The sequence below is a fragment of the Burkholderia sp. WP9 genome (assembly GCF_900104795.1).
Taxonomy (GTDB): Bacteria; Pseudomonadota; Gammaproteobacteria; order Burkholderiales; family Burkholderiaceae; genus Paraburkholderia.
In genome coordinates this window covers 1,990,750-2,015,518 of record NZ_FNTG01000002.1, presented here as the reverse complement: position 1 = coordinate 2,015,518, position 24,769 = coordinate 1,990,750, and the positions used below count along the sequence as shown (strand labels likewise).

Sequence of the window (24,769 nt, the reverse complement as noted above, 5' to 3'; positions counted from 1 at the left end):
GGTACAAGCGTCGGGGTTGCCTAGCGGGAACTTCATCGATTACTTGACATCTAAACTATCTAAGCCTAAATTATCCCCATCGGCAGCGTTCACATATGGGGAACAAGCATGCGCATCGTTTGTATTGGCGGCGGCCCGGCCGGGTTGTACTTCGGTCTGTTGATGAAGGGCCGTAACCCGGCCTACGATGTCACGGTAGTCGAGCGTAACCGCCCCTACGACACCTTCGGCTGGGGCGTCGTCTTCTCCGACCAGACGCTCGGCAACCTGCGCGCCGCCGACGCCCCCAGCGCCGACGCGATCCTCGACGCCTTCAATCACTGGGACGACATCGAGATCAATTTCCGCGGGCAGCAAATCCGTTCGTCGGGTCACGGCTTTTGCGGCATCGGCCGTAAGCGCCTGCTGAATATCCTGCAAGCGCGCTGCGAAGAACTGGGCGTGAAGCTGGTCTTCGAAACCCAGGTTACGGACGACAGCGTCTACGAAGCCGATCTGATCATCGCCTGCGACGGCGCCAACAGTGCGATCCGTCAAAAGTACGCGGCCACCTATCGCCCCGCCGTCGACATGCGCGATTGCCGCTTCGTGTGGCTCGGCACGAAAAAACTTTTCGACGCCTTTACCTTCGCCTTCGAAGAAACCGAATTCGGCTGGTTCCAGGCGCATGCCTATCGTTTCGACGATCAGACTTCCACCTTCATCGTTGAAACGCCGGAGCGCGTGTGGCGCGCCGCCGGTCTCGACGAAATGAGCAAGGAAGACAGCATTGCCTTTTGCGAAAAGCTGTTCGCCAGGTATCTGGACGGCAATGCGTTGCTGTCGAACGCGGCGCATTTGCGCGGCTCGTCGCAATGGATTCGCTTCCCACGCGTGGTCAACGAAGAATGGGTGCATTGGCGCGGCAACGCGGACGGCACCCAAACGCCTGTTGTTCTCATGGGCGACGCCGCGCATACTGCCCATTTTTCGATCGGCTCGGGTACCAAACTAGCACTCGAAGATTCGATTGAACTCGCCAACAGCATCGGCGCGCATCCCGGCGATCTCGCCGCTGCCTTGAAGCACTATACGGACGTCCGCAGCATCGACGTATTGCGTATTCAGAATGCCGCGCGCAATTCGACGGAATGGTTCGAGCATGTCGACCGCTATACGTCGTTCGAGCCGGAACAATTTGCGTATTCGCTGCTCACGCGCTCGCAGCGCATTTCGCACGAAAATCTGCGTGAGCGCGACGCCAACTATCTATCCGGCTTCGAAGATTGGCTGGCCCGGCGCTCAGGCGTGGAACGCGCGCCGGAGAAGCATTCCGTGCCGCCCATGTTCACGCCCTTCACCTCGCGCGGCGTCACGTTGAAAAACCGCGTGGTGGTGTCGCCCATGGCGCAATATTCGGCCGTCGACGGCATCGCGGGCGACTATCACCTGATGCATCTCGGCGCCCGCGCAATGGGCGGTGCGGCGCTCGTCATGACGGAAATGACCTGTGTCTCGCCCGAAGCGCGTATCACGCCCGCGTGTCCCGGCATGTATGCGCCTGAACATGTCACCGCGTGGAAGCGTATTGTGGATCTAGTGCACCGCCAGTCAGATGCGAAGATCGGCATTCAGCTCGGCCATTCCGGCGCGAAAGGTTCGACTCGCGTCGCATGGGAAGGCATCGATCAACCGCTGACGGAAGGCAACTGGCCGCTCGTCTCGGCATCGCCGCAACAATATCTGCGCGGCGTCAGCCAGCATTCGCGCGAAGCCACGCAAGACGAGTTGCGCGAAATCGAAGCGCAATTCGTCCGCGCGACGCAAATGTCCGCCGAAGCAGGTTTCGACTGGCTCGAACTGCATTGCGCGCACGGCTATTTCCTGTCGAGCTTTCTGTCGCCGCTGACCAATCAGCGCACTGACGAGTACGGCGGTTCGCTGGAGAATCGTCTGCGCTACCCGCTGCAGGTTTTCAAGGCGATTCGCGCGGTGTGGCCGCAAAACAAGCCGATTTCCGTGCGTATCTCCGCGAACGACTGGGTCGAAGGCGGCACGACGCCCGACGACGCGGTCCAGATCGCGCGAGCCTTCAAGGCCGCCGGCGCCGACATGATCGACGTGTCGTCGGGCCAGGTCAGCAAGGAAGAAAAGCCCGTATTCGGCCGCATGTTCCAGACGCCGTTCGCCGACCGCGTTCGCAACGAAGCGGGAATCGCGACCATCGCGGTCGGTGCGATTTCCGAGGCGGATCACGTCAACAGCATCATCGCCGCAGGCCGCGCGGACCTGTGCGCGATTGCCCGCCCGCATCTGGCCAATCCCGCCTGGACGTTGAACGAGGCCGCCAAGATCGGCTATTTCGACGTGACGTGGCCGAAGCCCTATACCGCGGCGAAATCTCAACTCGAACGCAATCTTGAACGCGAGCGCGCCCAAGCCACTGCAAACGCGGGTCTATCGCCGCAAGAACGTGCGCAACGCGCCGAAGGAACCACGTGAACACACTCCATTCGACGCTCGCTGGACAGCACGCGGTGGTCACAGGCGGCGGCAGCGGAATTGGCGCAGCGATTGCGGAAGCCCTGCTACGCGCCGGCGCGCGTGTCACGTTGATGGGGCGCAACGCGGGGCGACTCGACGCGCAGCGCGAGAAATGCAGCGTATTGGGCGACGTGGCTTGCATCAGCGTCGACGTCGCGCAGGAGCACTCCGTTGCCAATGCGTTCCGCGAAGCCGGCGCGGTCGATATCCTCGTCAACAACGCGGGGCAGGCGCAGGCCGCACCGTTCGTCCACACCGACATGGCGCTCTGGCAGCGCATGCTCGACGTGAACCTCATCGGCGTCTTTCTCGGCACGCGCGCGGTATTGCCCGGCATGCTCGAACGCGGTCATGGCCGCATCGTCAACGTGGCGAGCACGGCAGGACAGATCGGCTATGCGTACGTCGCCGCTTATTGCGCTGCGAAGCATGGCGTGATCGGTCTCACGCGTTCGCTTGCGCTGGAAGTGGCGACCAAAGGCGTCACTGTCAACGCCGTGTGTCCCGGCTATACGGAAACAGAACTGCTGCACGCATCGCTTGAACAGATCACCAGCAAGACTTCGCGCACCGAACAGCAGGCGCGCGAAACCTTGCTTCGCTCGAATCCGCAACATCGCTTCGTGAGTCCCGAACAGGTCGCCAATGCAGTGCTTTGGCTCTGCCAGCCCGGCTCGGACGCCGTCACGGGGCAATCCCTTTCCGTCTCCGGTGGAGAAGTCATGTGACCAAGTCAACGAACATCAGGAAGCCCGCAGCGGCGGCTGAAACGAAACCGCCGCGCAAAGGCGTCGCCAAACCCGCCGAAAACGTCGTGGACCTCGAAATGAGCACGGGCGCGGATAGTCACATGGGCTTGCGTCTGTGGCTGCGCATGCTGACCACGACCAATCTCGTGCAGGCCGAATTGCGCAAGCGCTTGCGCAACGAATTCGATACCACATTGCCGCGTTTCGATTTGATGGCGCAGTTGGAGCGTCATCCGGAAGGCCTGAAGATGACCGAGCTTTCCCGTCGTTTGATGGTGACGGGCGGCAACATCACCGGCATTACGGATCAGCTCGAGAAAGAAGGACTCGTGTCACGCGACACCGACCCGAACGACCGCCGCTCGATCAGCGTGTGCCTGACACCGGCGGGTCGCAAGGCGTTCGACAAGATGGCGGTCGCGCATGAGCAATGGGTAGTCGAACTGTTCGGTGGTTTGAGCCTCGATGAAAAATCGCGCACCCATCAGCGTCTCGGCAAACTCAAGAAACATCTGCTCGACAGTCTGAAAGACTGATTCGCATCGAAACGAGGAGACATTCATGACACGATCCAACGCCGACGCCCTACTGGCCGGCAACCGCCTCACGTTGGCGAACTATGAAGCGCGGCACTTCGGCTGGTCGGTCGCCGACAAAGTCGCGACGATCACGCTGAATCGCCCCGAACGCAAAAACCCGCTGACCTTCGAGTCGTATGCGGAATTGCGCGACCTGTTCCGGCAATTGACCTATGCGACCGACGTCAAAGCAGTGGTCATTCACGGTGCAGGCGAAAACTTCTGTTCCGGCGGCGACGTGCACGACATCATCGCGCCGCTGATCGATCTGCCCATGCCGGAGCTGCTGCTCTTCACGCGCATGACCGGCGATCTCGTGAAGGCCATGCGCCATTGTCCGCAGCCTGTGATCGCGGCCGTCGACGGCGTTTGCGCCGGTGCCGGCGCCATCCTCGCGATGGCGTCCGACATGCGGCTCGGCACCGCCCGCAGCAAGCTCGCCTTTCTGTTCTCCCGAGTCGGCCTCGCCGGCTGCGATATGGGCGCTTGCGCGATCCTGCCACGCATCATCGGCCAGGGGCGCGCCGCCGAACTGCTCTTCACTGGCCGCTCGGCAAGCGGCGACGAAGGCCACGCATGGGGTTTCTACAACCGGTTGTGCGAACCTGCCGCGCTGCTTGAAGACGCGCAGAAGCTCGCCGCCGATCTCGTCGCGGGTCCGACCTTCGCGCATGGCATCACAAAGAAAATGCTGCATCAGGAATGGAGCATGAGCATCGACGAAGCGATCGAATCGGAAGCGCAAGCGCAGGCGATCTGCATGAGCACGCGCGATTTCGAACGTGCATATAGCGCGTTTGCTGCGAAGTCGCGTCCTGTGTTCGAGGGAGACTGAATTGAGCGCCCACACCGAACCGGATCTGCATAGCGCGCTGGCGTGGCCGTTCTTCGAGCCGCGCCATCGCGAACTGGCCGCGGGTATCGAAGCGTGGTGCCACGCGAATCTCTCGCACCAGGATCACAAGGACGTGGACGCCACCTGCCGTCATCTGGTACGTGAACTCGGCGCGGCGGGCTGGCTGACATATGGCGTGGGCGGCGTAGCCTACGGCGGCCACGGCGACACGATCGACACGCGCGCCGTCTGCCTGCTGCGCGAAACACTCGCCAAACACTCCGGACTCGCGGACTTCGCGCTGGCGATGCAAGGACTCGGTTCGGGCGCCATCTCGCTCGGCGGCACGCACGAACAAAAGACGCGCTATCTGCCGCGCGTCGCCAACGGCACGGCAATCGCGGCGTTCGCGCTGTCCGAGCCCGACGCTGGATCGGACGTCGCCGCCATGGCGCTCGCCGCTCGCGAAGACGGCGACGCCTACGTGCTCAACGGCGACAAGACGTGGATCTCCAACGGCGGCATCGCCGATTTCTATGTGGTGTTCGCGCGAACCGGCGAAGCGCCGGGCGCGCGCGGCATCAGCGCGTTCATCGTGGATGCGGATACGCCGGGGCTGGAAATCGCGGAGCGCATCGACGTGATCGCGCCGCATCCGCTCGCGCGTTTGCACTTTGCTGGAGCGCGCGTACCGCGCAGTCAGATGCTCGGTGCGCCCGGCGAAGGCTTCAAGCTCGCCATGCGCACGCTGGACATTTTCCGCACGTCGGTGGCGGCGGCGTCGCTCGGTTTTGCTCGTCACGCGATGGCCGAAGGTCTCACGCGGGCCGCCTCGCGCAAGATGTTCGGGCAGACGCTTGGCGATTTTCAACTGACGCAAGCCAAACTCGCACAGATGGCCTTGACCATCGACAGCAGTGCGTTGCTGGTCTATCGCGCGGCCTGGTTGCGCGACCAGGGCGAAAACGTCACACGCGAAGCCGCGATGGCGAAATGGCACGCGAGCGAAGGCGCGCAACAGGTGATCGACGCCGCCGTGCAACTCTATGGCGGCATGGGCGTGCAAAGCGGCACGGCCGTCGAGATGCTGTATCGCGAGATTCGCGCGCTGCGCATTTACGAAGGCGCAACCGAAGTACAGCAACTGATTGTCGGACGCGATCTGTTGAAAGCACATGCTGCCGCCACTGCCGGAGCCCATACGCAATGAGCGCATCTTTCGAACGGCCCGTGCGGATCCGCTTCTCGCATTGCGACCCGGCCGGCATTGTGTTTTTTCCGCAATATCTGGTGATGACCAACGCGCTGGTCGAAGACTGGTTCAACGAAGGTCTGCACATCGACTACGCGCAGATGATCGCTCAACGCCGCGTCGGCTTGCCGATCGTCAAACTCGATTGCGAGTTTTCGCGGCCGAGCCAGATGGGCGAAACGATCACGCTGACTCTCAAGGTCGAGGCGATCGGCCGTCGCTCGATCAGGATCGAGATTGTCGGCCATTGCAACGGCGAAACCCGCTTCCGCGCGAAACAGGTGCTCGTCACGACTTCGCTGGAAATCGGCACCTCCATTGATATTCCCACCGACATCGCGAGCGCGCTCGCGACGTTCGCCCCACAGCCCGACTCCATTGAGGCGCATCGCTCATGAAAAAAGCTCTTCTCCCCGCCGGCTGGGTCAAACCGCGTGGCTACGCGAATGGCGTCGCGGCGACCGGCACACAGGTGTTCATTGCCGGCCAGATCGGCTGGGACGAACAGGCGCGCTTCCAGACCACCGACTTCGCCGCGCAAGCCATCCAGGCGCTCAAGAATGTGATCGCCGTTTTGCACGAAGCGGGCGGCAAGCCTGAGCACCTGGTGCGATTGACGTGGTACGTCACCGACAAACGCGAATATCTCGCGTCGTTGAAAGACATCGGCCGCGCGTTTCGCGAGTTGATCGGCGACTACGACATCGCGATGAGCGCGGTGCAGGTCGTCGCGTTGATCGAAGACGAAGCGAAAGTCGAAATCGAGGCGACCGCCGTGGTCCCGCAGTAACAGAGCAACAAAGCACACGAAAAGAAACCACCAAGCCAACCGAAGCGCATTTAGCCGGCTCAACGCCCGGGAGACCATGATGGAACCGTCAGCACACGTCGATACCTTCGCGCGCGACAATCTTCCGCCGCAGGATCAATGGCCTGTCTTTCTGCTCGACAACCCTGACGTTGCCTACCCGGCGCGCTTGAACTGCGCGACGGAGTTGCTCGACAGAACCATTGAGGCGGGCCACCGCGATCGTCCCGCGATCTGGTCCGATGTGGCCGGCACCCCACGCGCCACGACGTATGGTCAACTGTTGGCGCTGGTGAATCGCAGCGCGCATGTGCTGGTCGATGAAATGGGGCTAAAGCCCGGCAACCGTGTCCTGCTGCGTGGCCCCAACTCGCTGCATATGGCCGTGACGGCACTCGCGGCGCTCAAGGTCGGCCTCGTCGTGGTGCCGACCATGCCTTTGCTGCGAGCCAAGGAACTGAAACAGATCATCGACAAGGCGCAGGTTGGCGCGGCGTTGTGCGACGCCCGCCTGACCGCCGAACTGGCACGCTGCACCGATCCGCAAGACGAATTCTATTGCGCCGGCCTGAAGCAAACGCGCCTCTTCCACGACGACGCACCGGATTCGCTCGACACGCTCGCGATCAACAAGCCCGACCACTTCACCGCGTGCGACACCGCCGCCGACGACGTCTGCCTGATCGCGTTCACCAGCGGCACGACGGGCGCGCCGAAGGGCTGCATGCACTTTCATCGCGACGTCGTCGCCATGTGCGATCTGTTTCCGCGTCATGTGCTCAAGCCCACGTCGAACGATATTTTTTGCGGCACGCCGCCGCTCGCGTTCACGTTCGGCCTCGGCGGCTTGCTGTGCTTTCCGTTGCGCGTGGGCGCTTCCACGGTGCTGATCGAGAAGCTCACGCCCGAGACTCTGCTGCAGACCGTGGAGCGGTTTCACGCGACCGTCATGTTCACCGCGCCAACCTTCTACCGGCAAATGGCGCCACTGGTTGCGCACCACGACATCTCGACATTGAAGAAAACCGTATCGGCGGGAGAAGCGTTGCCCGATTCGACGCGGCGACTCTGGCACGACGCGACCGGTATCGACATGATCGACGGTATCGGCGGCACCGAGTTGATCCACATTTTCATTTCGGCGCAGGGTGACGAGATTCGCCCGCATGCGATAGGCCGCGCCGTGCCGGGATACGTGGTGCAGGCCGTGGATGACGACATGCAACCGGTCGCGCCTGGCACGATCGGCAAGCTCGCGGTACGTGGCCCGACCGGCTGCCGCTATCTCGCCGACGAACGGCAAATGAAGTTCGTGCGCGACGGCTGGAATCTGCCCGGCGATTCGGTCTATCTCGACGAGGACGGCTATGTGTTCTACCAGGCGCGCGCCGACGACATGATCGTCTCCGCCGGCTACAACATCTCCGGCCCTGAAGTGGAAAGCGTCTTGCTGCAACACGACGCGGTGTCCGAATGCGGCGTGATTGGCGTGCCCGATGAAACCCGCGGCCAGATCGTCAAAGCGTTCGTCGTGGTCAATCCCGGTTACGTCGCGGACGGCGAGCTGGTCGCGCAACTACAGGATTTCGTGAAAACTAGCGTGGCGCCGTATAAGTATCCACGCGAAATCGTTTTCGTCGATGCACTGCCGCGTACCGAAACCGGCAAGCTCAAACGGTTCGAGTTGCGTACGATGGGTTAGTGCGCATTTCCCGGGCAACCATCTTGCACGTGAGCGCAAACTCACCGCATGGCCGCCACTTTCTTAGCGGCCATGTCGATCAATCCGCGAACGATTAAACGTTCGATATGCGGTCGATGGCGAGATCGAGAAACGCCCGCAATCTGCCCAACCTGCGCAGATCGCGATGGTAGCCAAACCACACATCTCGTCCTGGCGGCGCTTCCCCAAGATCGATTCGTTCGATCCCGGCGGTGTTGTCGCCCAACGGGCAAGGCAGAACAGCCAGCCCGCCTCGTTCCGCGCACATGCGCGCCTGCGCCTCGCGGTTGTTGCTGCCGAAAGCCACATGCGCGTTCGGCAAAACTTCACGCAGCCATTTCACGTCGGGTAGCGTTTCAAAGGCGCTGTCCATGGTGAGCAGCGCGTATCCCGTACCGTCGCCGCGCTGCGGCGGCACGATGTTCAACGGGCCGTACAGCGCGTAGTCCATTTTGATGAACTTGCGCTGGATGACGTCGGCTTCATCGAACGGCGTGATCCGGAATAGCAGATCGGCGTCGCGACGCGCCAGATTGAGCCGCCGCGAATCGGTCACGAGTTCGATCGACACCAACGGGTTCACACGCAGAAACTCCGCGACGACCGGCGTCAACACATGCACGCCAAACCAGTCGGACGACGAAATCCGCAGCAAGCCGGTAAGTTGCTGTTGCTTCCCCGCTAACGCGCGCTCGAACGCGTGCGCTTCGTCTTCCATCCGCTCGGCAGTGGCGAGCACGGCGGAGCCCTCTTCCGTCAGCACGAAGCCGTCCGCTGTGCGCTGAAACAGCGTCTGCCCGACCGATGCCTCCAGCATCCGCAGCCTGCGGCCGATAGTCGGCTGGGTCTGGCCAACCTGGCTTGCCGCGCGGCCCAACGTTCCCTCGCGGGCAATTGCCAGAAAGATCCGAACGTCGTTCCAGTCCATATAAGCCCATGCAATTTTGTTTAGATAACGTGCAAAAACGTCGATTTACATACTTTCTCGCATGAACCACTATTAATCAAGCCGTTCCGGCACACCATCGAGAGAAATGTCATGACTATGCAAGCGCTTGTGCTCAACCGTTACAACGGTCCTCTGGAACTTACCGACCTCCCGACGCCGACAGCCGAACGCGGGCAGGTGTTGGTGCGCGTGAAGGCTGCCGGCCTCAATCCGCTGGACACCAAAATCCGCTCGGGTAACGCCGCGCATGCGAAGCACCCGTTGCCGCTGGTGCTTGGCATCGACATGGCCGGGACTCTCGAGGCAGTCGGCGAAGGTGTGAGCGGCTTCAGCGTCGGCGATGACGTGTACGGCATGACCGGCGGCGTGGGTGGCTTGCAGGGCTCGCTCGCGCAGTTCCAGGCCGTGGATGCACGATTGCTCGCTCATAAGCCGGCGAATCTCTCGATGAAAGAGGCCGCGGCAATTCCTTTGAGCTTCATCACATCCTACGAAGGCATCGCGGACCGGGCAAAGTTGCGGGCGGGTCAAACGGTGCTCGTGCAGGGCGGCGCAGGAGGCGTTGGCCATATTTCCGTTCAGTTGGCGATTGCGATGGGCGCTCAGGTCTTCGCGACGGTCAGCGCAAAGGATCTGGACGTGATCAAAGCGTATGGCGCTACGCCGATTGACTATCGTGCGAACTCGGTCGAAGCGTATGTCGATGCGTTGACCCAAGGCGAAGGGTTCGATCTCGTCGCCGATACCGTGGGTGGCGCTTCACTCGATGCTTCGTTCAAAGCCGTTAAGCAATTTGGTCACGTTGTCAGCGCATTGGGCTGGGGAACGCATGCGTTGGCTCCGTTGTCTTTCCGTGAGGCCACGTATTCGGGTGTCTTTACGCTGTCGCCGCTGCTCACCGGGAAACATCGCGAGCACCACGGCGACATGCTGCGCATAGCGGCTCGACTCATCGAGGAAGGCAAGCTGGTGCCGAAGCTGGACTCACGTAGTTTCGACTTCGGCAACGTGGAGCTTGCTTACCAGTCGATTGTCGATGCGACGAACACCGGAAAGATCGTGGTCGACGTGAAATAAGAACCGGGCGGGAATGTACCGTACGACGAAACGGGTCGCGCATTCGCGGGATTTCGGGAAAAATAGCGAGGCGTCGTAGAGATGCCCTCGCGTCATCGTTATTGCCGATGCATTTCCGCATACCGAAACCGGCAAGCTCGAACGCTTCGAGTTGCAGACGATGGCCTGGCTCACATTCCCCAAGCAATCATTTTGCGTGGGATCGTTTTGCATGGGAGACACACCGCATGGCCGCCTCTTTCATCGAAGTCGTCGCCCAGGATGGCGGCCGGTTCAACGCCTACGTCGCGCGTCCGGCGCAAGGGTCGGGACCGGGACTCGTGCTGCTGCAGGAAATTTTCGGCATCAACGACACCATGAAAGCGACGGCCGACCGCTTCGCCGAAGAAGGTTACGTCGTACTGGTGCCGGACCTGTTCTGGCGGATCAAACCGGGCATCGAGCTCGGTTATGGCGAGGCCGACATGAAACAGGCGCTCGATTATCTCGGCCAGTTCGACACAGACCTGGCCATCGACGATATCGCCGCCACCATCGCGGCGTTGCGCGCCCTGCCCGAACAGGCCGGCAAGGTAGGCACAGTGGGTTACTGTCTTGGCGGCAAGCTCGCGTTCCTGAGCGCCGCGCGCACCGATATCGACTGCGCGGTCAGCTACTACGGCGTGGGCCTCGAAGCGTATCTGGATGAAGTGCCGGCGATTCGCTGCCCGATGGTGTTTCACTTCCCCGAAAACGACTCGCACTGTCCGCCGGCAACCCGCGAACGGATCAGCGCGGCGTTACGTACGCGGCCGCAGATCGAGCAATACGTGTATCCCGGTTGCGATCACGCGTTTGCCGCGCCGTCGCGCCCGCAATACGACAAACCCGCCGCGATGATGGCGTATTCGCGCACGCTTGCGCTGCTGCGCAAAGTGCTGGGGCCCGTCTACGATCTCAACGCGCTGTGGGAAGCTCACTGCTATTACGAGTTCGCCACGCGCGACGTGGACGCCGTCATGCCGACCATGGTCGCGCAGCCCTACGTCAATCACGTTCCGACCATGACCGGCGGTGTCGGCCATGACAACCTGAAGCGCTTCTATACGCATCACTTCGTCAACTCGAATCCCGCCGATACGAAGCTGATTCCGATTTCGCGCACCATTGGCGCGGATCGTATCGTCGATGAATTCATTTTTAGCTGCACGCATAGCTGCGAGATCGACTGGTTACTACCGGGCGTCGCTCCAACCGGTAAGTATTTCGAGGTGCCCATGCTGGCTGTCGTATGTTTTCGCGGCGACAAGCTCTATAACGAGCACATCTATTGGGATCAGGCTTCCGTATTCGTGCAGGTCGGCTTGCTGAACCCCGAAGGACTGCCCGTCGCCGGAATCGAAAGCGCGCGCAAGCTGCTCGACGAAACGCTGCCGTCCAATCAGTTGATGGGCGCCAAATCACGCGTGTGAGCTGCGACTAGAGGCCTGCCTCTGCACAACGTCCTTATGATGTGACACTTCATTGGCCAACATCCCCCGACCCATGCTGACCGTTCATCATCTGAACAACTCCCGCTCGCAACGCGTCTTGTGGCTGCTCGAAGAACTTGGCGTTCCCTACGAGATCAAGCGTTACGAGCGCGATCCGAAAACGATGCTCGCGCCGCCCGAGTTGCGCGCAGTGCATCCGCTCGGCAAGTCGCCCGTCATTACCGACGATGGCCAGACTATCGCCGAGTCGGGCGCGATCATCGAATACCTGATCGACAAATACGGGCAGGGACGCTTTGCGCCGGCACCTGCCACGCCGGAGCGGCTGCGTTATACCTACTGGCTGCACTACGCGGAAGGTTCGGCGATGCCGCCGCTGCTGCTCAAACTCGTCGCACTGCGCATTGCCAGCGCGCCGATGCCGTTCTTCGCCAAGCCGATTGCGCGCAAGATCGCCGCCACACTGCAATCGAGTTTTATCGATCCGCAGTTGAAGCTGCACCTCGGCTATATCAACCAGGAGTTGAGCAAGACCGGCTGGTTCGTCGGCAACGACTTCACGGCGGCGGACGTGCAAATGAGTTTTCCGCTCGAAGCCGCCACGGCGCGCGGCGGTATGGAAGGCCAGATTCCGGCGGTGGTCGATTTTCTCAAGCGCATTCATGCAAGACCGGCTTATCAGCGGGCGCTGGAACGTGGCGGCAAGTACGAATTGCTTGGCGGCGATTGAGATCTGCGCGGCCCTGGAAATCGTAGTTGTGGGCCAAAAGTCGCGGATGCTAGACTGGAAAATCCCATTGTCGGTACCGCGCCTCGTCGAACGCGTTTTTGACGGCACGGTTGTCTGCGCGTTTCGTCAGCGCGTTTTGTCAACGCGTTTCGTCGTCAACGAATTGTCCACTGGCTGGTCGGCGCTGCCGCCGGGTTGCGTTTCTTTTGGCGCGGCGCCGACTTCAGCAGCCGCGCATCCGGCATCCATCGACCACGGCCAAGGAGCCGCCTGCATGACCCATTCCATCCACGGCAACAAACGCTGGCTCGCACTTATCGTGCTTTGCCTTGGCGTGCTCATGATCGTGCTCGATACCACGATCGTGAACGTTGCGCTGCCGTCCATCGCGGCGGATCTCGGTTTTACCGAAACGTCGCTCGTGTGGGTGGTCAATGCGTACATGCTGACCTTCGGCGGCTGTCTGCTGCTGGGTGGACGGCTCGGTGATCTGTATGGACACCGCAAGTTGTTTCTTATCGGCATCACGTTGTTTACGTTGGCGTCGCTTGCATGCGGCATTTCGAACTCGCAAGTGCTGCTCGTGTGCGCGCGGGCCGTTCAAGGTGTGGCGGGCGCTATCGTCTCTGCTGTTTCGCTATCGCTCATCATGAATCTGTTCACCGAACCCGGCGAGCGAGCGAAAGCCATGGGCGTGTACGGCTTCGTGTGCGCGGGCGGCGGCAGCATCGGCGTGTTGCTCGGTGGGTTGCTCACCAATCTGCTGAGCTGGCACTGGATCTTTCTCGTCAATCTGCCGATCGGCATCGCTGTGTACGCACTGTGTGTTGCGCTGTTGCCGTCGGCACGCGGGCATGCGCATGGAGAGAAGCTCGACGTGGCCGGCGCGGTGTCCGTCACCGTTTCGCTGATGCTCGCCGTCTATGCCGTCGTGAATGGCAATGAAGCTGGCTGGACTTCGGCGCAGACGCTCGGCTTGCTGTTCGCCGCGTTGGCGCTGCTTGCCGTGTTTCTGGTGATCGAATCGCGCGTCCAGCATCCTTTGATGCCGCTCGGTCTGTTCCGCTTGCGCAATGTTGCGACCGCGAACGTGGTCGGCGTGCTGTGGGCGGCTGCAATGTTTGCGTGGTTCTTTATTTCCGCGCTGTATCTGCAGCGCGTGCTCGGTTATCGGCCGTTGCAGGTCGGGCTCGCGTTCTTGCCGGCTAATCTGATCATGGGGTTCTTTTCGCTTGGGCTGTCGGCGCGGGTGGTGATGCGCTTCGGCCTGCGTGTTCCGCTTGCGGTAGGGCTGCTGGTCGCGGCGTGCGGTCTTGCGTTGTTCGCCCGAGCGCCGGTTGGCGGCAGCTTTGTGCTCGACGTCATGCCGGGGATGATTTTGCTGGGCTTCGGCGCCGGTATTGCATTCAATCCGATGCTGCTGGCCGCTATGAGCGATGTCGATCCGAGTGATTCAGGACTCGCGTCCGGAATCGTTAATACGTCGTTCATGATGGGTGGCGCGCTTGGGCTTGCGGTACTGGCGAGTCTTGCTGCGGCGCGGAGTGAGGCGATGCTCGGGGCGGGTGATGCCGTGGCCGCGCTGAATAGTGGGTATCACGTCGCGTTTTTGTTCGGGGCGATTTTTGCGGCCGCGGCGGGGGTGATGGGTGGGGTGTTGTTGCGGACGGGGGTGGCGAGTGGAGTTCAACACGAAAGCCACGCTGACCAGCACGCGCCAGCCACAGAAGGGCAGTCGAGAGCCGCTGGAAACAATGCCGCAAGCGAGAATTATTGAGCAGCCGTAGACCTGTTGCCGGGCGGCTGGATTTGTGCGTTTCGATCGGGCTTGTGGGAGCAAGGCACTGTTTGACGATAAACGGTCCGAACGCGATCAGGCTAAGCATGTGGCGGCTGCAAGCCGCTTCGCTGTTGAAAACCGCAAGCACGATCAAATACGGCAGCCTGCGTCGAGCTACGCTGGTTCCATGCTGACATGAGATCCCACATGAACCCGGTTGGAAAAGCGCTGTGGTTTATCGAAAGCCACTTTGCCCGCGAGTTGTCACTGGAAGACATCGCCGACTGCGGATGCGTGTCGCGCTTTCATCTGGCGCGCGCCTTCGAAGCGGCTACAGGGTTTTCGGTGATGCGCTATGTTCGCGCGCGTCGGTTGAGCGAATCGGCGCGCCGCCTGGCAAGCGGCGCACCAGACATTCTCGCGGTCGCCATCGAAGCCGGCTACGGTTCTCACGAGGCATTCACGCGCGCATTTCGCGAGCAATTCGGGCTCACGCCCGACGCGCTGCGCGCGCGTGGCCATCTCGACAACCTCGCCCTCGTGGAGCCGATCAAAATGGACGAAACCCTGCTAGCCCATCTCGAACCGCCGCGCTTTGAAGACGGTAAAGCGCTTCTGGTTGCGGGTCTGAGCGAACGCTATACCTGCGAAACCTCCGCTGCGATCCCATCGCAATGGCAGCGCTTCAACCACTACTTCGGCAAAGTGCCGGGCCAGATCGGCAACGTGGCGTACGGCGTCTGCTACAACGCCGACGACGCCGGCAACATCGACTACCTATGCAGCGTCGAAGTCGGCGATTTCTCGGCCTTGCCACGCGAGCTGAGCCGCTTGCGCATTCCCCCGCAACGCTACGCGGTGTTCAGTCACCGCGAGCATGTTTCGGCCATCCGTCGCACCTGGAACACGATCTGGAATCAATGGTTGCCGACATCGGGACATGTGCCGGCGGATGCGCCGAATTTCGAGCGGTATGACGCGAAGTTCGATCCGGTGAGTGGAATGGGCGGGCTCGAGATCTGGTTGCCGTTGAAGATATGATCGACGCGATTGACGACGCGCGGGTGGATGCGTATCGACACACACCCCCGCCCGCGTATGACCAGCATCCACCCGCAGCTCATCGAACATCTCCCGCCCAATACGCGAACGTTGCATTAACGATCGCCGGTTGCAACAGGAAGTCGTGCGCCGCCTGCGCCAGATCTGCCCGCACGGGTTTGATCGTCCCGGCAGCCATCGCCAGCAAGGCGAGTTCGGCCGCGTTCTCCATCGAGACCGCGAGATAAATGCTTTCTTCAATCGAAGCACACGCACAGATATAGCCGTGATTGACAAGCAAAGCCGAGCGCCGGTCGCCTAATGCCGCGCTGATGATTCGGCCTTCTTCATCGTCGATCGGCACGCCGGGCCATTCCTCAAGAAAGCCGCAGTCGTTGTAGAACATGCAGGCGTCCATATGCGCGACCGGCAACGGTATACCCAGCATCGAGAGCGCGCTGATGTGTCGCGGATGCGTGTGCACAATCGCATGAACGTCCGGCCGATGGCGATAAACCCACGTATGAAACCTCACTGCCGGGTTCGGAGTTCCGTCGCCTTCAAACACCGTCAGTTCATCGTCCACCAGAATCATCGATGCGGGCGTCACCTCTGCAAAGCTTTTTCCGAGAGCCGGCGTCCAGTATCCGCGGCTCGACGCATCGCGCCACGTAATCTGACCGGCGAGACTCGCCATATGCCCTTTCGCATGCAGGATGCGGCAAGCATCGGCGAGTTTTTCGAGGGGAAAGGACGCTTGCGCGTTCCCGATGCCCGTAATGGCTGACCGTTGTTTCATTGAATCACTCTCCTTGCGAATGGGGCGGCGTTGGCGTCGTGGGGGCGCTTTTCATCAAACGTGTGCAAAGCACGGCGAGCGCTGCAAGTGCGCCGACATAGATCGCGATCGGCTGCAGACCGTGATATTGCGCCACCAGTGAAGTCGCCACGATCGGCGCCAGCCCGCCACCAATCGCCGCTGCAAACTGAATACCGATCGATATGCCGGAAAGCCTCACATTGACTGGAAACTGCGCGGCAAAGAGCGCCGACTGCGGACCGAATAGCAACGCATAGTTGAACCCTAGCGCAATAGCCACCGCAACCTGTAACGCCGTGAGGCTGCCGCTATCGATCCACCGCAGCAGAGGCACGACGCTAAGCGCCATGACGACAGCGCCGAACATATAGAACCGGCGTACGCCTACCCGGTCGGCCAGCCAGCCGAATAGCGGCAAGGTGACGATCTGGATTGCCGCGCCGATCATGACGGTCTGCAACACCGCGCTACGGCTGAATCCCAAACGCGTCGACGCGTAAGAAACCAGAAATACGGTGAGTACGTAGTAAAGCGTCACTTCGGGAAGCTTCGCGCCGATTGCCAGCAGCAACGACTTCTTATGACGCGTGAGCAGTTGCCACAGCGGCACGTCTACCCGTTGTCGCCCGCTTGCGGCTTTTTCGAAGGCGGGCGACTCACCAACGCTTCGCCGTACGAATGCGCCTAGCAAGACCAGCGCGATGCTGGCAAGAAACGGAATACGCCATCCCCAGCTTTGAAAAGCCTCTTCCGGCAGTCGGCTCAAGAGACTGAACGCCGATGTGGAAAGAAGTAAGCCGATCGGCGGACCCATTTGAGGCAGGCTGCCGAAGAGGCCCGCGCGACTGGACGGCGCATGCTCGACTGCCATGAGCACGGCTCCGCCCATTTCGCCGCCCAGCGCGATGCCCTGCAAAATGCGCAGCGCGACGAGCAGCACCGCGGACCACGTGCCGATCACGGCGAAGTTCGGTATCAGACCAATCGCGATGGTAGAAAAGCCCATCAGGAACAACGAGAAGGTCAGCACCGACTTGCGGCCGAGCCGATCGCCAAAATGCCCGAACAGGATGGCGCCGAGCGGCCGCGCGAACAGCCCGGTCGCGAATGCGCCGAACGACGCGAGTGTCGCGCTCGTCGGGTCGAGGTTGGGAAAGAACTGCCGGTTGAATACGAGCGCGGCGGCCGTGCCGTAGGCGATAAAGTCAAAGCCCTCGATGATCGATCCAACTGTGGCCGAGATGACCGCCTTATAGCGGGCCGGCAGCGGCGATCTGCGCGTTGTTGTGCTCACGCCTTCGAGCGCGGAAAACGGGTCGTTCACGGGTGATCTCCTCACTTCGGTGGTCGGCGGGAGGCGGCCGAACTGGCGTCAGTATTGGTCCGGTGAACGACGCGGGATATGTGCCCAGAAATAACTCTGGATTAACCTGAAGTTATCGCGCCTTGCGGGCCCGCGCGCAAGGCAATTTCAAGTGCGGCGTCGAACGCCCGCGACTGACCGCGCACGCTGCGTGATATCGCGACCAGCCGGCGCGATGGGACCGCATTCAACGGTGTACGGCGCAGCCCACGATCTTCGACCATATCGCGCGGCAAGCTCTCCGGCAGGACAGTCACGCCGCCGCTGATCGACACGAGCCGCAAACTTAGTTCGAGCGAATCGCATTCGATATACGGCTGCACACTGCCGCCCAGCGATCGTTCGACCATGCGGCGCAACGCGTAAGGTTTTGGCGGAAGGATCAGTTTCAGCGCGGCCAGGTTGGTCAATGCATGCGCGTCGGTATCGTCGTCTGCGGCGGTGTACAAGGCCAGCCGCTCTTCGAAAAGCGGTTCGCTGATTAGATCCGGCACATCCACTGCGGTCTCGTAGACGAAGCCGATATCCGCTTTGCCGCGCTCCACGCTTTCGACCACGTTCGCGGAACTGTCGCAGTGAATGGTGAGGTGAACATCGGGATACAGCGCGAGCATCTGCCGGCTCAACTCCGGAATGAAATACGCGATCAACGTTTGAACGGTTGCAATGCGTAGCGTCCCGCCATGCCGCGACAGATGCCCCGAATGTTCGAACGCGGCATCGAGTGAATTCAGCAGGGGCTCGACTTTCAAAAAGAGCGCTTGACCGTCGGGCGTCAATTGCATGCCGCGGCCGTGGCGAAGAAATAGCTTCGTGTCGAGCGCTGTTTCGAGTGCGCGAATCTGTTTGCTCAGAGCGGGCTGCGTGATAGCGAGAATCTCGGCTGCCTCGCGCAGTGAACTCGCCTTCGCTACGGCGACGAACATGCGCAATTGATTGTCCCGGCTGGCAAGCGTTTTCATAGAAAGGAGGATTGGTGGATGAAATGCCGCTGGCGTACATGTTACCCATCCGGCGAGCCGATCGCGGCGGGCAGCATCGATCGACTGCGGATGTTGTCCGTGCAGTCGATGATCACGGCATGGACACGGTTCTATGATTGTCGGCGCTTTATGAGCCGACCCCGATCAGGAACAAGACCGCAGCGAGACAGCGGTTGTCGGTAGTCTGGAAGACTGTGCCCAATGAGCTATATCGAGCGATGCGGCGCTGCACCGCATCTGCTTCGGAATGCGCTTGCCGTTCGTTCCGAGCTCTGAAGATTCGCTGCGAACGACAAGCGCAGGTTCATGAGCGCACAGATGGCGCCGCGGCTAACAAGCCGCGCAGAAACACCATGATCATATGGCCGATAGGTGCGTCGGAAAGCAGCGACCGCTGCAAAGCGAGGCCCTGCGAAAGCCCCATGAAGGACGCCGCCAAGACGGTCGGCGATTCCGGCGGCACTTTTTCCAGTCTGGCGAAAATCTGCCCGATGCAATAGGCAAGGCCATCACGGTGAGCGTCCAGCAACGCCTGTGAGGCTTCTTCAAAAACGGGATTGCGACGCCCCTGAAGCTTGAATTCAACGCCCAACACCGACCACTCGGGCTCGGCATCGAGTGTCTGCGCCCAGACTTCCAACGCGCTCAAAATGTCGTCCGCGGACGCGGATGGGTCGCTCAGCGTACGGGCGATATCGCCCACTTGCGCCTTTGACCGCTCTCGCATCAATTCGACGAACAGCTCTTCCTTGCTCGCGAAATTCGAATAGAAAGCGCCCTGCGTGTAGCCTGCTTCGGCCGCGATATCTCTTAGAGAAGTGGCGCCGAAGCCTCGCTCGACAAACAGCCGCTTCGCCGCGGCAAGCAAATGCGTGCGCGTTTGCAATCGGCTTTCTTCGCGGCTCAGGCGCGGGGGTGGGGTCGCCTTCTTCATGGCCGGAAGGATATCAGTTGATATTTAAAATTCAACTGGCTATTATTACGAATCCATTTCGCATATCACTTGATATGCGAAATCAGGAGCCTCGGGTGGTCCTCTGAGCGTGCTTACGCAACGCGATGAGGGCGAGCCTGCGGAGTCAACTGCGAGCCAACCGCAAACACCAGGGCGCAATGCAACAACCTGGTCATGTACTACGGAAAGAAAGCATGAGCAGCAGGGTAAAGATGTTGAAGCAGCAACTCGCCCAACTCGATGAGCGGATATTGGTCGCCTGGCAGCAGGAACAGAAAGCCGCGATCGAACACGTCCGGCAGGTCATGAACTTCTTCAACCTTGTGCCGAACCAGTTGCGCGTCGACCGGCGCGGCAGGTACAACACCAGGCCGCCTCAAATGAAGTATCAGGACCCCGTCACCGGCGCGACGTGGAGCGGCCGTGGCCGCGCGCCTTCGTGGATCCGCAACCGGCGCTACGACGATTTTCTGGTTAAGCAGCCTGACGACGCCGGATCGAACTAAGGGTTGCAGACGTTCAAGCGTATTCCATGCGCCCTTGATCCGCGAGTTTGATAAGGATGTCTATCTCTTTGCGAATCATCATGGTGCGCACAGAGTAACGTCGATCAAGCCGCCCGCCCTCAGGCAAGCGTTCGAATCGAGTTGCTGATACCGCGCGCGCAATCGATCACGGCGGGGGCCAAGCGTGCTTCAGCTTCCGCCGGCGTCCACCGGCTCGTCGGCGCAACGACGTGAACCGCACCGACCGGCCGACGCTCCCCGTCGAGCACCGGCGCCGCGATCGTCATATCGCCAATGAACAGTTCCTCGCGGTTCGACGCATAGCCATTGCGCCGTCCGAGCGCGAGCCGCGTCACGATCTCGTCGATATCCGTTACGGTGTACTGCGTATGCGCAACGCGATCGCTCGCGAGCAGCAGCGCATGTGACTCGTTTTCCGGGAGCGCCGCGAGATACGCTCTCCCCGACGCCGTGCAGTACATCGGAATGCGGCTGCCGATCGGCATGTGAATCGGCACGAACTTCATACACACGAAGCGCGCCACGTAGACCATATCGACGCCATCCGGCTCGGTCAGATTGGTCGTCTCGCCCGTGACATTGGTGAGCTCGGACAGAAATGGATTGGCGACGTCGATCAACGTGTCCGCAGCCAGATAGTTGAAGCCGATCTGCATCACACGCGGCGCCAGTTGATAGCGCCTGGTACGCGGATGCTTTCGCACGTAACCGAGCTTCTCCAGCGTATAGATCATGCGTTGCGCAGAGCTTTTGGTGATTGCCGTGGCCTCCGCGACTTCCGGCAATGTCATCGACCTTCGCTGTGCACTGAACGCGCGCAGCACCGCGATGCCCTTCTCCAGCGACTGATTGAACAGTGCGTCTGGCGTTTCCTCCGGTTCCGGGGACACTTCCGGCGGTGCGCTGAGCGTCTTGCGTGTCATGGAATCACCCAATTGTTCTCTGTCGTTATTGACTCTAGCATATCGAATATCGATACGCAAATTTCGTCCACCGATATTTTTGATTCGAATAATATGCACCAACTGACGGTTACCGATATTCCGACCGACCGTCTTCAACTCGTGGAGAGATTCATGTTCCAGTTCGCCAAACGCTTCGCCAGTGTCTTTGCAACAGGATTGCTGCTCGCCGGTGCGCCGGCCTTGTCGGTGGCCGCCACTACGTACGAGATTGGAGCGACGGCCACCGGTGTGCCGTTCACCTTTCTCGATGTGAAGACCAATTCGATCCAGGGCCTGCTGGTCGATGCGATCACCGCGACCGGCAAGGCGGCGGGCTTCGACGTGAAGATCGAACAAACCACGTTCTCCGCGTTGATTCCGTCGCTGACCACGAAGAAGATCGACATCATCTCGGCGGCCATGCTGAAAACGCCGGCGCGCGAGCAGGTCGTCGATTTCTCCGACACCGTGTACTCCTATGGCGAAGGCCTGATCGTGCGCGCCGACGACAAAGGACAGTACACGTCCATGGACGACCTCAAGGGCGAAGTGGTCGGCGCGCAGGTCGGCACCGCGTTCGTCGATGCGTTGAACAAGAAGGGGATCTTCAAGGAAGTGCGCACCTACGATTCAGTCGCCGACATCATGCGCGACGTCGCACTCGGCCGCATCAAGGCGGGCTTCGGCGACCATCCGATTCTGGCCTACCAGCTTCAGCACAATCCCAATCCGCAATTGCGCCTCGTCAGTGGCTATCAACCGTCCGTGAAAGGCCAGGTGTGTTTTGTCGTGCGCAAGGGTGACACGGCGACGCTGGAGCAGTTGAATGCCGGCATCAGAAAGATCAAGGCCGACGGTACGCTCACGCAAATCGTCAAGAAGTGGCAGGTGGAATGACGTCGTTTTCCGAATAAGGACCGTCCGCCATGTTCTTCCAGAACGCCGTCGAGTTTCTGCCGATCCTGCTCAAAGGCGCGGTTGTCACGATCGAGATCACCTTCTGCTCGTTCGTTCTGAGCACCGTGCTCGGCCTCGTGCTCGCGCTGATGCGCGTGTCCAGCAACCGCATCGTATCGAACGCCGCCGCGACTTTTATCAACGTGATCCGCGGCCTGCCCATCATCGTTCAGCTCTTTTACATCTACTTTGTGCTGCCGGACCTCGGCGTGCAATTGTCGGCGTTCCAGGCGGGTTTCATTGGCCTTGGCGTCGCGTACTCGGTGTATCAGGCGGAGAACTTTCGCGCCGGCATTCAGGCGATCGATCACGGGCAGATCGAAGCGGCGCAGTCTATCGGCATGCGCGGCGCAATGATCATGCGGCGCGTGGTATTGCCGCAGGCGTTCCGGATCGCACTGCCGCCATATGGCAATACGCTCGTGATGATGCTCAAGGACTCGTCGCTCGCATCGACTATCACCGTCGCCGAAATGACGCGCGCCGGACAGCTCATCGCTTCGTCCACGTTTCAGAACATGACGGTCTTCACGCTGGTCGCGTTGCTTTACCTCGGACTCAGCCTGCCGCTCGTCTATGGATTGCGGCGGCTCGAACGCCGTCTCGGACTGAAGGGAAAACGATGATCAAGGTCGACTCGATTCACAAGCGCTTTCACGATCAGCACGTGCTCAAAGGCGTCAGTCTGAGTGTCGAACGCGGTCAGGTCGTGTGTCTGATCGGTCCGTCCGGATCAGGCAAATCGACGCTGCTTCGATGCATCAACGGACTGGAGCGGCACGACGCCGGCACGATCACGGTGGAAGGCCAGGCCGTCGACGCAGCTTCGAAGCAGATCCACGATCTGCGCGCGCAGGTCGGCATGGTGTTCCAGCGCTTCAATCTGTTTCCGCATCGTACCGCGTTGGAAAACGTGTTCGAAGGTCCGGTATTCGTGAGAAAGGAAGTGCGTGCACAGGCACGCGAGCGGGCCCGCCATCTGCTCGAGAAGGTCGGCCTCGCGCATCGCATGGACGCGTACCCCGCCGAGATGTCGGGCGGACAGCAACAGCGTGTGGCCATTGCGCGCGCGCTGGCCATGGAACCAAAAGCGATCCTCTTCGACGAGCCGACTTCGGCACTTGATCCGGAACTGGTCGGCGAAGTACTGGGCGTGATGCGCCAACTCGCCGACGACGGCATGACCATGATCGTCGTCACGCATGAGATGGGCTTTGCGCGCGAGGTCGCCGATCGCGTGTGCTTTCTTCATGACGGCACGATCCACGAGGAAGGCTCCGCCGCCGATCTGTTCGAACGTCCGCGCAATCCTCGCACTCGTGAGTTTCTCGGCAGGATGCCCACGCTTACCGACGCCCCCCGGATTTGAAAACATCATGAGCCTGGTTGAAGTTGCAAAGCCATTGCCTCCCTCTTTGTGGGCGGCAACGGCGGAACCCGCGGTCGATACACCGCCGCTAGACGGCTCGGTCACAGCGGACGTGGCGATTGTCGGCGCCGGTTACACGGGTTTGTCGACGGCCTTGCATCTCGCGGAACAAGGCATACGCGTCTGTGTAATCGACGCCAACGAGCCCGGTTGGGGCGCGTCCGGCCGTAATGGTGGCCAGGTGATTCCCGGCCTGAAATACGAGCCCGACGAACTCATCCGACGCTACGGCCCACGCGATGGCGAAGCACTCGTGCAAATGGCGGGCGGCGGCGCCGATTCGGTTTTCGCACTGATCGAGCGCCATGGCATTCAGTGCAACGCGACTCGCGCCGGCTGGATTCAGCCGACCCATTCGAGCAAGCTGCTCGGCACACTACACAACCGGGCGCAGCAGTGGGCGTCGCGCGGCGCGCCGGTTGAACTGCTCGACCGTGCGCAGATATCGAAGCGGCTCGGCACGGACGCATTCGTCGGCGGTTGGGTCGACCTGCGCGCGGGCAGCGTGCATCCGTTGAGCTATGCGCGCGGCCTCGCACGCGCGGCGCAAACGGCGGGCGCGGCGATACACAGCGGAACCCCTGCTGCGAGCGTCGAGCGTGGTCCGAAAGGATGGAGGATTCGCACGGCACAGGGTTCGCTCATCGATTCGAAGCAGGTGCTGCTGGCAACCAACGGTTATACGGATGGGCTTTGGCCGCAACTCGCTCAATCCGTGATCGCCGCAAATAGCTTTATCGTCGCAACGAGGCCGCTACCTGATGATGTCGGCGCAACGATTCTGCCCGGTGGCGAAGTGGCTTCCGATTCACGGCGACTGCTGCTCTATTTCCGCAAGGACGCACATGGACGTCTGCTGATGGGCGGACGCGGCCCCTTTCGCGAGCCTCGCAATGCCGCGGATTGGGCGCATCTCGAACGTGCCGCCCGGCTGATGTTTCCACAACTGAAGGACATCGAATACGAATACCGATGGGCGGGTCGTATCGCCATCACCCGCAACTTTTTGCCGCACGTGCATGTGCCGGCAGAAGGGATGACGATCGCGCTGGGTTACAACGGACGCGGCATTGCAATGGCGACGACGTTAGGAAAACATCTGGCCGCTTTGATCGGCGGGACGACACGTGGCTTGCCGCTTCCGCCGACCTCTATCGAGCCTGTGCCGTTTCATGCGTTGCAGCGGTTTTATATCAGTGCAGGCGTGGCGTGGTATGGACTGCTCGATGCGCTTTCTTGATGCATAAGTTCGGGTGTATGCGGTGTGGCTGGCG

Annotated in this window: 24 protein-coding genes; 18 read left to right on the top strand and 6 right to left on the bottom strand. The window is 61.0% G+C overall.

The annotated features are described in order from the left end of the window. Positions 1-108: 108 nt before the first annotated feature. From BLW71_RS30185 to BLW71_RS30150, 8 genes are all read left to right on the top strand, one after another. Positions 109-2,481, top strand: coding sequence for a bifunctional salicylyl-CoA 5-hydroxylase/oxidoreductase (locus BLW71_RS30185; RefSeq protein WP_091805783.1), 2,373 nt, complete (start codon positions 109-111; stop codon positions 2,479-2,481). Then, positions 2,478-3,251 (top strand): SDR family NAD(P)-dependent oxidoreductase, encoded by a 774-nt coding sequence (locus BLW71_RS30180; protein ID WP_091805777.1) that lies wholly within the window; start codon positions 2,478-2,480, stop codon positions 3,249-3,251. The genes BLW71_RS30185 and BLW71_RS30180 overlap by 4 nt, the downstream gene beginning before the upstream one ends. Then, positions 3,248-3,808 (top strand): MarR family winged helix-turn-helix transcriptional regulator, encoded by a 561-nt coding sequence (locus tag BLW71_RS30175; RefSeq protein WP_091805774.1) that lies wholly within the window; start codon positions 3,248-3,250, stop codon positions 3,806-3,808. The genes BLW71_RS30180 and BLW71_RS30175 overlap by 4 nt, the downstream gene beginning before the upstream one ends. Before the next feature lie 25 nt (positions 3,809-3,833). Further along, positions 3,834-4,685 carry an enoyl-CoA hydratase family protein gene (locus BLW71_RS30170; RefSeq protein WP_091805771.1) on the top strand — a complete coding sequence of 284 codons (852 nt, stop codon included), beginning with the start codon at positions 3,834-3,836 and terminating at the stop codon, positions 4,683-4,685. Position 4,686: 1 nt separating this feature from the next. Beyond that, positions 4,687-5,895, top strand: a complete 1,209-nt coding sequence (locus tag BLW71_RS30165; RefSeq protein ID WP_091805768.1) for an acyl-CoA dehydrogenase family protein — start codon at positions 4,687-4,689, stop codon at positions 5,893-5,895. Then, entirely contained in the window at positions 5,892-6,335 is a 444-nt protein-coding gene (locus BLW71_RS30160) for an acyl-CoA thioesterase (protein WP_091805765.1), read from the top strand. The genes BLW71_RS30165 and BLW71_RS30160 overlap by 4 nt, the downstream gene beginning before the upstream one ends. Next, positions 6,332-6,727: a RidA family protein gene (locus BLW71_RS30155; protein WP_091805762.1), complete on the top strand. Its 396-nt coding sequence runs from the start codon at positions 6,332-6,334 to the stop codon at positions 6,725-6,727. The genes BLW71_RS30160 and BLW71_RS30155 overlap by 4 nt, the downstream gene beginning before the upstream one ends. A 79-nt stretch (positions 6,728-6,806) precedes the next feature. After that, the gene (locus tag BLW71_RS30150) at positions 6,807-8,447 is read left to right on the top strand and encodes an AMP-binding protein (protein WP_091805759.1); all 1,641 of its coding nucleotides are present in this window, start codon (positions 6,807-6,809) and stop codon (positions 8,445-8,447) included. Between the two features lie 94 nt (positions 8,448-8,541). On the opposite strand, the gene BLW71_RS30145 is transcribed toward BLW71_RS30150, so the two are convergent. After that, positions 8,542-9,396 (bottom strand): LysR family transcriptional regulator, encoded by an 855-nt coding sequence (locus BLW71_RS30145; RefSeq protein ID WP_177205142.1) that lies wholly within the window; start codon positions 9,394-9,396, stop codon positions 8,542-8,544. 111 nt (positions 9,397-9,507) lie between these two features. Between BLW71_RS30145 and BLW71_RS30140 the strand changes: the two genes are divergently transcribed. From BLW71_RS30140 to BLW71_RS30120, 5 genes are all read left to right on the top strand, one after another. Then, positions 9,508-10,494 carry a zinc-dependent alcohol dehydrogenase family protein gene (locus BLW71_RS30140; protein WP_091805753.1) on the top strand — a complete coding sequence of 329 codons (987 nt, stop codon included), beginning with the start codon at positions 9,508-9,510 and terminating at the stop codon, positions 10,492-10,494. A gap of 227 nt (positions 10,495-10,721) precedes the next feature. Further along, complete coding sequence (locus BLW71_RS30135; protein ID WP_091805749.1) at positions 10,722-11,945, top strand: dienelactone hydrolase family protein; 1,224 nt, start codon at positions 10,722-10,724, stop codon at positions 11,943-11,945. A 73-nt stretch (positions 11,946-12,018) separates the two neighbouring features. Beyond that, positions 12,019-12,696 carry a glutathione S-transferase gene (locus BLW71_RS30130; protein ID WP_091805746.1) on the top strand — a complete coding sequence of 226 codons (678 nt, stop codon included), beginning with the start codon at positions 12,019-12,021 and terminating at the stop codon, positions 12,694-12,696. A 274-nt stretch (positions 12,697-12,970) separates the two neighbouring features. After that, positions 12,971-14,473, top strand: coding sequence for a DHA2 family efflux MFS transporter permease subunit (locus tag BLW71_RS30125; protein ID WP_091805743.1), 1,503 nt, complete (start codon positions 12,971-12,973; stop codon positions 14,471-14,473). Between the two features lie 210 nt (positions 14,474-14,683). After that, positions 14,684-15,517: an AraC family transcriptional regulator gene (locus BLW71_RS30120; protein WP_091805740.1), complete on the top strand. Its 834-nt coding sequence runs from the start codon at positions 14,684-14,686 to the stop codon at positions 15,515-15,517. A 79-nt stretch (positions 15,518-15,596) separates the two neighbouring features. On the opposite strand, the gene BLW71_RS30115 is transcribed toward BLW71_RS30120, so the two are convergent. From BLW71_RS30115 to BLW71_RS30100, 4 genes are all read right to left on the bottom strand, one after another. Continuing rightward, entirely contained in the window at positions 15,597-16,316 is a 720-nt protein-coding gene (locus BLW71_RS30115; RefSeq protein ID WP_091805737.1) for an aldolase, read from the bottom strand. 4 nt (positions 16,317-16,320) lie between these two features. After that, positions 16,321-17,661: an MFS transporter gene (locus tag BLW71_RS30110; RefSeq protein WP_286162150.1), complete on the bottom strand. Its 1,341-nt coding sequence runs from the start codon at positions 17,659-17,661 to the stop codon at positions 16,321-16,323. A gap of 101 nt (positions 17,662-17,762) precedes the next feature. Then, complete coding sequence (locus BLW71_RS30105) at positions 17,763-18,662, bottom strand: LysR family transcriptional regulator (protein WP_091805734.1); 900 nt, start codon at positions 18,660-18,662, stop codon at positions 17,763-17,765. Positions 18,663-18,987: 325 nt separating this feature from the next. Continuing rightward, the gene (locus tag BLW71_RS30100; RefSeq protein ID WP_286162149.1) at positions 18,988-19,551 is read right to left on the bottom strand and encodes a TetR/AcrR family transcriptional regulator; all 564 of its coding nucleotides are present in this window, start codon (positions 19,549-19,551) and stop codon (positions 18,988-18,990) included. Positions 19,552-19,832: 281 nt separating this feature from the next. Here BLW71_RS30100 and BLW71_RS30095 point away from each other — a divergent pair, with 281 nt between their 5' ends. Beyond that, on the top strand, positions 19,833-20,144 hold the full coding sequence (locus tag BLW71_RS30095) for an H-NS histone family protein (protein WP_091805727.1): 312 nt from the start codon (positions 19,833-19,835) through the stop codon (positions 20,142-20,144). A gap of 119 nt (positions 20,145-20,263) precedes the next feature. On the opposite strand, the gene BLW71_RS30090 is transcribed toward BLW71_RS30095, so the two are convergent. Then, positions 20,264-21,088 carry an IclR family transcriptional regulator gene (locus BLW71_RS30090; RefSeq protein WP_091805723.1) on the bottom strand — a complete coding sequence of 275 codons (825 nt, stop codon included), beginning with the start codon at positions 21,086-21,088 and terminating at the stop codon, positions 20,264-20,266. A 153-nt stretch (positions 21,089-21,241) separates the two neighbouring features. Here BLW71_RS30090 and BLW71_RS30085 point away from each other — a divergent pair, with 153 nt between their 5' ends. From BLW71_RS30085 to BLW71_RS30070, 4 genes are read left to right on the top strand one after another with little or no spacing between them, the layout of a single operon-like run. Beyond that, positions 21,242-22,006 carry a substrate-binding periplasmic protein gene (locus tag BLW71_RS30085; protein WP_091809055.1) on the top strand — a complete coding sequence of 255 codons (765 nt, stop codon included), beginning with the start codon at positions 21,242-21,244 and terminating at the stop codon, positions 22,004-22,006. 29 nt (positions 22,007-22,035) lie between these two features. Continuing rightward, positions 22,036-22,692, top strand: coding sequence for an amino acid ABC transporter permease (locus BLW71_RS30080; RefSeq protein WP_091805720.1), 657 nt, complete (start codon positions 22,036-22,038; stop codon positions 22,690-22,692). Continuing rightward, positions 22,689-23,435, top strand: a complete 747-nt coding sequence (locus BLW71_RS30075; RefSeq protein ID WP_091805717.1) for an amino acid ABC transporter ATP-binding protein — start codon at positions 22,689-22,691, stop codon at positions 23,433-23,435. The genes BLW71_RS30080 and BLW71_RS30075 overlap by 4 nt, the downstream gene beginning before the upstream one ends. A 7-nt stretch (positions 23,436-23,442) precedes the next feature. Continuing rightward, the gene (locus tag BLW71_RS30070) at positions 23,443-24,735 is read left to right on the top strand and encodes an NAD(P)/FAD-dependent oxidoreductase (protein ID WP_091805714.1); all 1,293 of its coding nucleotides are present in this window, start codon (positions 23,443-23,445) and stop codon (positions 24,733-24,735) included. Positions 24,736-24,769: the final 34 nt, after the last annotated feature.